Source organism: Vreelandella boliviensis LC1, assembly GCF_000236035.1.
In the GTDB taxonomy this organism is placed as follows: Bacteria; Pseudomonadota; Gammaproteobacteria; order Pseudomonadales; family Halomonadaceae; genus Vreelandella; species Vreelandella boliviensis.
Genome location: NZ_JH393258.1, coordinates 1,162,558 through 1,169,568 on the forward strand (window position 1 = coordinate 1,162,558; position 7,011 = coordinate 1,169,568).

5 protein-coding genes and 1 pseudogene are annotated in these 7,011 nt (G+C 54.5%); all 6 read right to left on the bottom strand.

Annotation, left to right across the window (positions count from 1 at the left end; all coding sequences use genetic code 11):
* A pseudogene (locus KUC_RS19710) lies at window positions 1–348 on the bottom strand (hypothetical protein); the annotation flags it as partial.
* A gap of 3 nt (window positions 349–351) precedes the next feature.
* Window positions 352–597, bottom strand: coding sequence for a hypothetical protein (locus tag KUC_RS19125; RefSeq protein WP_007113958.1), 246 nt, complete (start codon window positions 595–597; stop codon window positions 352–354).
* 151 nt (window positions 598–748) lie between these two features.
* A complete protein-coding gene (locus tag KUC_RS20095) occupies window positions 749–1,861 on the bottom strand; it encodes a hypothetical protein (RefSeq protein ID WP_007113959.1) in 1,113 nt (370 codons plus the stop codon).
* 33 nt (window positions 1,862–1,894) lie between these two features.
* Window positions 1,895–5,374 carry a toxin VasX gene (locus tag KUC_RS14455; RefSeq protein WP_007113960.1) on the bottom strand — a complete coding sequence of 1,160 codons (3,480 nt, stop codon included), beginning with the start codon at window positions 5,372–5,374 and terminating at the stop codon, window positions 1,895–1,897.
* A gap of 12 nt (window positions 5,375–5,386) precedes the next feature.
* Window positions 5,387–6,298 carry a DUF4123 domain-containing protein gene (locus tag KUC_RS19135; RefSeq protein WP_050804862.1) on the bottom strand — a complete coding sequence of 304 codons (912 nt, stop codon included), beginning with the start codon at window positions 6,296–6,298 and terminating at the stop codon, window positions 5,387–5,389.
* Window positions 6,295–7,011 (bottom strand): bacteriophage T4 gp5 trimerization domain-containing protein (locus KUC_RS19715; RefSeq protein WP_040480956.1); only part of this gene is annotated, 717 nt, incomplete at its 5' end. The genes KUC_RS19135 and KUC_RS19715, both read right to left, overlap by 4 nt.

Consider the following 7,011-nt stretch of genomic DNA (forward strand, 5'->3'; position numbering starts at 1 on the left):
CCCGTGCGGGTCTTGGAGCTCCTCGCGGGTGTTGACCTCGTACTCCATATAAGCCCGCACCGCTTCCCAAAGCCCCAACGCCAATGGCATGCCGGGCTGTGATAATTCAATAAAGTGCTGCTGCCCTGTTTCAGGCTCGACAAAGCCTATCCCCAAGCCATACTGGCGCTGCACACCGTATTGTGTTACCCCCTGCGCCTGGGTCACCCAGGCCGCCACGCTTTCCCAGGGCACGATGATGGGAGGCTTGCCGTCGCCCGGCGCAAAAGCCACCTCACGGCGCTGGCGATGAAAACGGGTGGGGACAGCCTCACGGAACCTAAAGTGGTAGTGGGCTTTGATTACCAAAGCTCATGCAAGGATTATCGCCCCCACCCATAGCCCCATTCCAAGAGTAATGTCGAAGAAGGCCATAAACTCACTGGCAAAAGAGATATCTTCATTAGAAGTCAGCCAACCGAGTACCAAAGGAGTAAGCACAACAACCCAAAGTGAGCTTATAACTAACGTAAACTGCCAAGTAAATGGCGTGGGAAGGCTACCGCCGAAATCCAAGTAGGCATCGTTTACCTCCCCAATCTCTTGGTTGAAATCCAAAGGCTCCGCTTCCGTGGGCAAGGGAGCAGGTGAAAGATAGATAACTTTGCCACCTGGAAAGGGCTCGACATCTCCAGCCCGGTGGGGCTAGGTAGTATCCGGGTGAGGCAAAGCCGGTGCCTGCTGACTCATAACTGACGGCCTTGTATAATCAGGCTTTCAGCCCCTGTCGCTTGTAGGCTTCGGTGAACACCATTTCAATAGGCAAAGCAGGGTCCTGTTCGCGAATAGTGCGCACTGCTTCAGAGAGTCTGGTCAGTTCCTCACTGGGCCTGGCCCACTGTTCTTCTGGCAGCGGTTTCGACCATTCCACCATTTCTGAAGGCAATAAATTAGGGCGCGCTTTCATTAGGCGTTTGTTGTCCCACTCCGTTAAATAGCCTGGCAGGTTCCAGAGCTGAACGATGTCGATGAGGTACCAAAAGCTCCAATATAACCAGCCTATCTCGCCGTCAGCTCGGCGCTGATTCATGTGGCGACGGGCATTGCGCAGGGTATGCACCCCTTCCCAGGGTGGGTCATCTTTACCCCTGACGACGTTTGGATCTTGCACCTCGGCAAGAGAATTGACCTCGTACTCCATATAGGCACGCACCGCTTCCCAGTGGCTGATGGCCAAGGGTTTTGCCATGGTCATAAATTCCAGCTTTAGCCACTGCCCGGTTTCTGGATGTGCATAGCCAAATCCCATACCGAACTGCTGCTGAACGCCGTATTGAGTCACGCCACGGGCTTCTACCACCCAGGCCATCAGCGATTCCCAAGGAACGATCACCGTATCCTTGGTGCCCTCTAGGACAAAACACACCTCGCGGCGCTGGCGGTGAAAGCGCACTGGGGGGGTATCCCGCAAACGCCGAAGACTAGTCCAGTGCCCAGAGTACATCGCTAAAAAGCAAGCCCCCCCCCCGGCTAAGCCTATCCAGAAAAAAAACATGTAGGTATCCCACATGAAATTAAAGGACGCATCCAGCATCGTTAACCAAGCAATGCTTGGAAACACTACGGCACATAATAAAAAGGCCCCATATATCACACCTATCATCAGTTGCCAGCCAAAAGCTGCGGAATACCCCCCACCAACGTCCAGCCATGTCTCGTTGAAAGTGCTTATCGTACCGTTTAAATCCAGCGCCTGGTGCCCAGTAGGCAAGGGTTCGGGGGCCAAGTAAGTAATGCGGCCACCGGGTATGGATTGGGTTTCCCCGGCTTGATGGGGCTGGGCTGTGTCGGGCTGAGGCAAGCCCGGTGCCTGCTGACTCATAACTGACATCCTGTTTGCTTTGACATGTAAGATTTAGGCCTCAATCCGCTGCCAACGACCTGGGTCGCCCCGCCTTGAGAAAGTAGAAGGTGTGTAGCGCTTGCCACTACCTACCCCACCCCTTGGGTCGATATAGATGTATGCTTCGCTTGCCCGGTAGTTGCCTTCCCCATCTAATTGTTCAAGTTGAATACCGATAACCCAATGCTCGGTGGTATAGCTTCGTTCAGTAGGGCGATGCGCGGGCGTGCTGCCTGAAAGGATGGCATGACCATCTTCCTCATCCGCGTTTACTACCAGCGCCTGCGTCAACTCGGCTGAAGCATCTAACCAGCGCTCGGCGGCTTTTATTGTGCCATCCCGCGGCCTTATCTTAACCGGCTGCACTTGCCATGCTTTAAGGGATAAGCGCACGGGTGCTTTGCCTACCAGTGGAGGCTGCAGCGATTCGGGTGTTATCCCTGGCAAATGCAGCGCAAGAACATAGTGATCAGGGTTACGCACGAAATCGGGTACCCAGCTATCCGAATAGACTTCTTCCAAGGTGGTATGTGCTGCCTGGGTAATTCGCTGCAGTTCTTGTAAATAGTGATCTAAACGCTCATTACCGCCCTCTAGCCCCCACGGTGAACTCAGTAGCCACTGATCATGCTGGGAAATATTGTGGCGGTTATATAACCAGGTAGCACCAAGCTGCAAAACTGAAAACGCCAGCCCAACGACATTAACGCGCCAGAAAACCGAGGCAAGATAGGAACCTGCCCTCGCCCATGTAGCCGCACCGCGTGCGATATTCGCACGGGTTAATAACGTGGCTCTTAGTCCGTATAGATAGTTGCCCATTAACCCTGCATCGCCTGCCATAGCTATCGCTGCCGCCACTTGGGCATTTCCATTACCACTTCGTACCGCACTCTGCCAGTTATTATGATTGTTATGCAGGCTAACCCCAGAAGCCAACACTCCAAACACATACCCAAAACCACCCAAGCCAACGTGCATACGGCCTAGCTGAGCATATACCCCGTTTGATTGACTGACATTAAGTACAGTGGCTAAGGCCCGAGCTTGAGTCTCAAGCGCGGTATTTCCGATACTTTGTGCTGCCATAAAGCCAGCAGCTGCTGTGGCGAATATTGCCCCAGCAAAATCATATTGCGCTTTGCGTATTTCTTTATCGTCACCATCCATCCGCGCTTCATTCATCGTTTTGGTTGCAGCCCATAAATTGACCGTCTGCCCAACGAAGACCAATAGCCCAACCCCATCTCCAAGCAACGCTGCTGGTGGGGCTCGGTAAATCCCCTGCCTGAGGTTACTGGTGACTCGGCCCACCGCAACGGCGTTTGCTGCATCTTCAAATTCCAATACCAAGCCTGCGCTACCCGCTCCACCTTGCGACAGCACCAGATCATTGGCACTCGCGTCGCCAACCGGACTAAGGGCGGCTGCCAAGTTCTGCTCATTCACCGCAAGGCGGTTTTGCAGTTCTCGGCGTTGAGCATTTAGCCCGCTGCGCTCACTGCCTGATGCCTGTTGACGCCTATTATTTAGGCTGGTCAGTTGCTGGCGCATACGAAGGGTGTCTTTTATAAGCCTCATCAGCTCATCCAGGCTGGTGGTCGAGACGACAAACCTTGCCTGGTTGAACCTGGCAGCATCCACAATGCGCGCCCAGGTAGCCGGTGGGTTGAGCTGGCGAAATAGATCGTCAAGCTCGGGCATAGTGGTACTGCCTTGCCCGATTACCTGCTGTATCTGCTCCATAATCTTGGCAAAACCTATGCCCATCGCTGGCGAGAGGTTAGATTGAACACCACTGGCAAGCGCCTGCACCGAATCAGGCAGCTTGGCCACATCAGGCAACTTGCCACGCTCAGCTTGTGTTAGCGTTTCTATCCAGCTTTGAATATTGGAAATAACGCCATAACCAGCAGCAAAAAGGGTGGTGTAGTCTTTTACCAGCGCTGCCTGCTCCTGCAGACTACGGGTATGGAGCAGCGGCCGGTCATAGTGGGGGTTTTCGGTTAACCACTGATGGATCTGTTCGATGACGTCATCATCTCGACAAATATCTCGCGTGCAGGCAAATTCAGCGCCGAGCGCCTGCTCGACTTGCGCTTCATCGTCGGCGTCGAAGTACCATGCGCCAAGATGGAAGTAGTTCGAGCACAGCATTTGACTTCGATCCTGACTGATCTTGTCGAGGAGTTCGTTCCAGCGCGTTAGTTTTGGGCGCTGTCTAGCTAAAAAAGCTTCCATCTGCTGACGACTGATCAAGTCATCGATGCCTCGCTGACCAAACGATGCACCTTCTAACATATCGCGTACACGTCGATTATTGGTACGCTTCATGTCGGTTATCGTATCTACATGCTTTTCAATGTAGCTAGAGTCACCATTACTCATGCTTTGTTTGGCATAATAGCGGCGGATAGCTTCTTGTTGCTGCTGTAAAATCGCGTAGGCGTTGGTGCGGTTTGCCCCCTTACCTATTTCAGTAATGGACTCGCGCAGATCTACCGGTAACTCCGGACTATGAGAAGCTGGCAACGATTGTTCTTCATTTAAATAGTCGAGTATCGCTTGTCGTGTGGCCTCTCTGTTTTCTTCATCCAGTGCTTCCAAATCTTGCCAAAGTGCCTGTTGAGGAGAGCCTTCCTCACCTTGGGCTAACTGCTGCATGTTTTCAGCGGTTAGCTGAGTAATCGACTCGATATAGCAGCCCAACACATAGTTGCGCTCTGTGCGGCCATCATCCTCTTCTGCCCATTCGTCCAGCCAACCCACCACGTTATCCTGGAACATGGCCAAATCACGCATCACGCCAAGATCATCGCGTACGATCAGGCAGAGGCATTCGTCGCGATCTTCAACATCATGTTGAGCGAGCAGTTTTCCCAAGCGGGTTTTGTGATAATAGTGGTCATTTTCCCAGTGATAGGCTTCACTTTCTTGTTCATAGCCTTCTTCTGGCACCTCTAGCGCAGCATCTTCCGCAAACTCGGCTACCCACTCTTTTGCCTGGGCTGTCGTGATCAGGTGCTCGCCACCACCGGAGATGGGGTTGGCACCTTCAAGATTGACCGCCTGCATAAAAGCATCGCGATCTTCTTCGCTTTCCTGCACTTGGGCGCGTTTGGCGTCCGTCCACTGGACCTCCGAAAAGCAGACGTAGAGCGTGCGGTCAGTCTCGTAGTCGAGCTTGCCGCCATTGATCGTGTTCCCCTGGTCACGAAACTCGTACTCGGCGAGTTCATTCGTTTCTCCGTCGAGTATGTAGAGATAGCCATTGCGCAGCAGACGAATGCCCAGCGGCCGGGCGCTCAGGGCGTAGGGCGTGGGACATCCCGGTTCGAGTTCCTCAACCAGGCCATAGCGTAGTGGCAGCAGTTGAACCTTGCCTTGAAGCAGTGGGCAGGTGGCGCCATCTTCGCTATCCCGGCAGGGGAGTTCGTGGGCGGCAAGTGCACCGTCGTCTCGATCATCAGTGGGGCGCTCAAACGCAGACATATGACAAACTCCCTATGTCGTCTCAGGGTAAGTAGAAGTAATAGCAAACGCTCTTTTGAGCCTTTCAGAGGGTGACGCTTCTGCTCTCTTCGTTAAGCAAGCGTGCAGCTCAGGCGCCTGCTCGCTTAATGCTGACCAGCTAGTGCAACGCTCGCGCGAAAAGAGCGTGCACAGCAGCCCCCACTGGCGCGGATTGGTAAAGCCATATCCACGTGCAGATTGCGTCAGTGCTGCCAGCAGGTCGTATCGTTCCCGTTGTTCCACCGGTAGCCGCCAGTCTGGGCAGTACTTCTCAACAAAATGCAGCAGCGTACGCAAGTCGCGACGTTTATCGCATGCTTGTAAGCGGCTTACCTGCGTTTCATTGAGTAGATAGCCATTCGAGGAAATCGCAACGGGGAGCTCGGCGACACTTTTGGGAGTGCTTTTAACCCATTCGCTGGCTACCGCATCTGGGTACACCAGGCCTTCAATAGGCCCCCACGGCACCATGGCCGGAGTGCTTTGGTCGGGCAAAAGCGCTGCGATCACGGCGGGGTCGGCTAAACGCAGCCACATGGCTACCCCTGAAGGATGGCGCACTTGCAACATGTGGCGCAGGTGATTGCCAACATCTTCAAGCGATGCCTGACTTTCAATGATATAGCCCCACTCTTCATCCACGCCTTGCGCTAAAAAAGCCTGCAAGATGGGATGGTGCTTATCCGGCAACGCGATCAGCCACGGGGATACGTCACTGACTTCTGCCAACGGAGTGCCTGCATAAAGCAAATCTGCATCGAGTCGATACTCTGCCGACCACTCATAAAGCCGCTTCGCCAGTTGCTCGACGCGTACGCCGTCCAGGAGCAGATACACCCGCCGGTCTAAAGGCCAGTGCCATGCACCGCCCTGTAAACCAGCGCTTAGAGGCCAGCTACTCATTCACTTGCCGCCTCACAGACGGGGCACAAGGCCTGTTGCTGCAAGAGTGCCGCTTGTTGAGGCGCTTTTACCGGCGTAAATACGGGCGGCGCCTCGACCTCCACAGGCAACTGCGGTGGCTGGGCTGCCTGCCCACTCCCCGAACCTGGGCTCCCCCCGGAGTTGATCTTGACCTGCGGGCCAACAATGGTGACGCCGCTGGGGTCGATTTTCAGGAAGCTGCCGCCTGCTTGAAGGGTAATTTCCGCACCGGCTTCGATGACTACTTTCATGCCCGCTTTGTGGTGAATCTCTTGCCCTGCTTCCATTAACTGCGCTTGGCCGACCTTTTCATGGCGGGTGCCGTCGATCATCAGGTGGTCGTCGCCGTCTACCTTCGTGTGGCGGTTGTTATGCACCGTGTGGTGATCGTCGTTGTCGATCTCGCTGATGCGATCGTTGTGCACCTTGAGGTGGCTGTCGTGGCGGATCTCTTCGGTGCGGTCGTTAAGGGTGAGCAGTTCGAGGTCTTTCTGGGCGTGGAGCCAGATTTGCTCTTCGCCCGCTTCGTCTTCAAAGCGCAGTTCGTTAAAGCCGTCAGCCTTGTGGCTTTGGGTGCGCAATACCGTGCGGGTTTTGTGTTCCGGCAGTGGGTACGGCGCGGTATTCACAGCGTGATAGGTGCGGCCGGTGACTAGCGGCTGGTCGGGGTCGCCTTCTAAAAACGAGACAAT

Excerpts from the sequence above, each read along its gene's own strand:
- KUC_RS19135 (WP_050804862.1), bottom strand. The coding sequence starts at position 6,298 with ATGAGTAGCTGGCCTCTAAGCGCTGGTTTACAGGGCGGTGCATGGCAC.
- KUC_RS14455 (WP_007113960.1), bottom strand. The coding sequence starts at position 5,374 with ATGTCTGCGTTTGAGCGCCCCACTGATGATCGAGACGACGGTGCACTT.
- KUC_RS20095 (WP_007113959.1), bottom strand. The coding sequence starts at position 1,861 with ATGAGTCAGCAGGCACCGGGCTTGCCTCAGCCCGACACAGCCCAGCCC.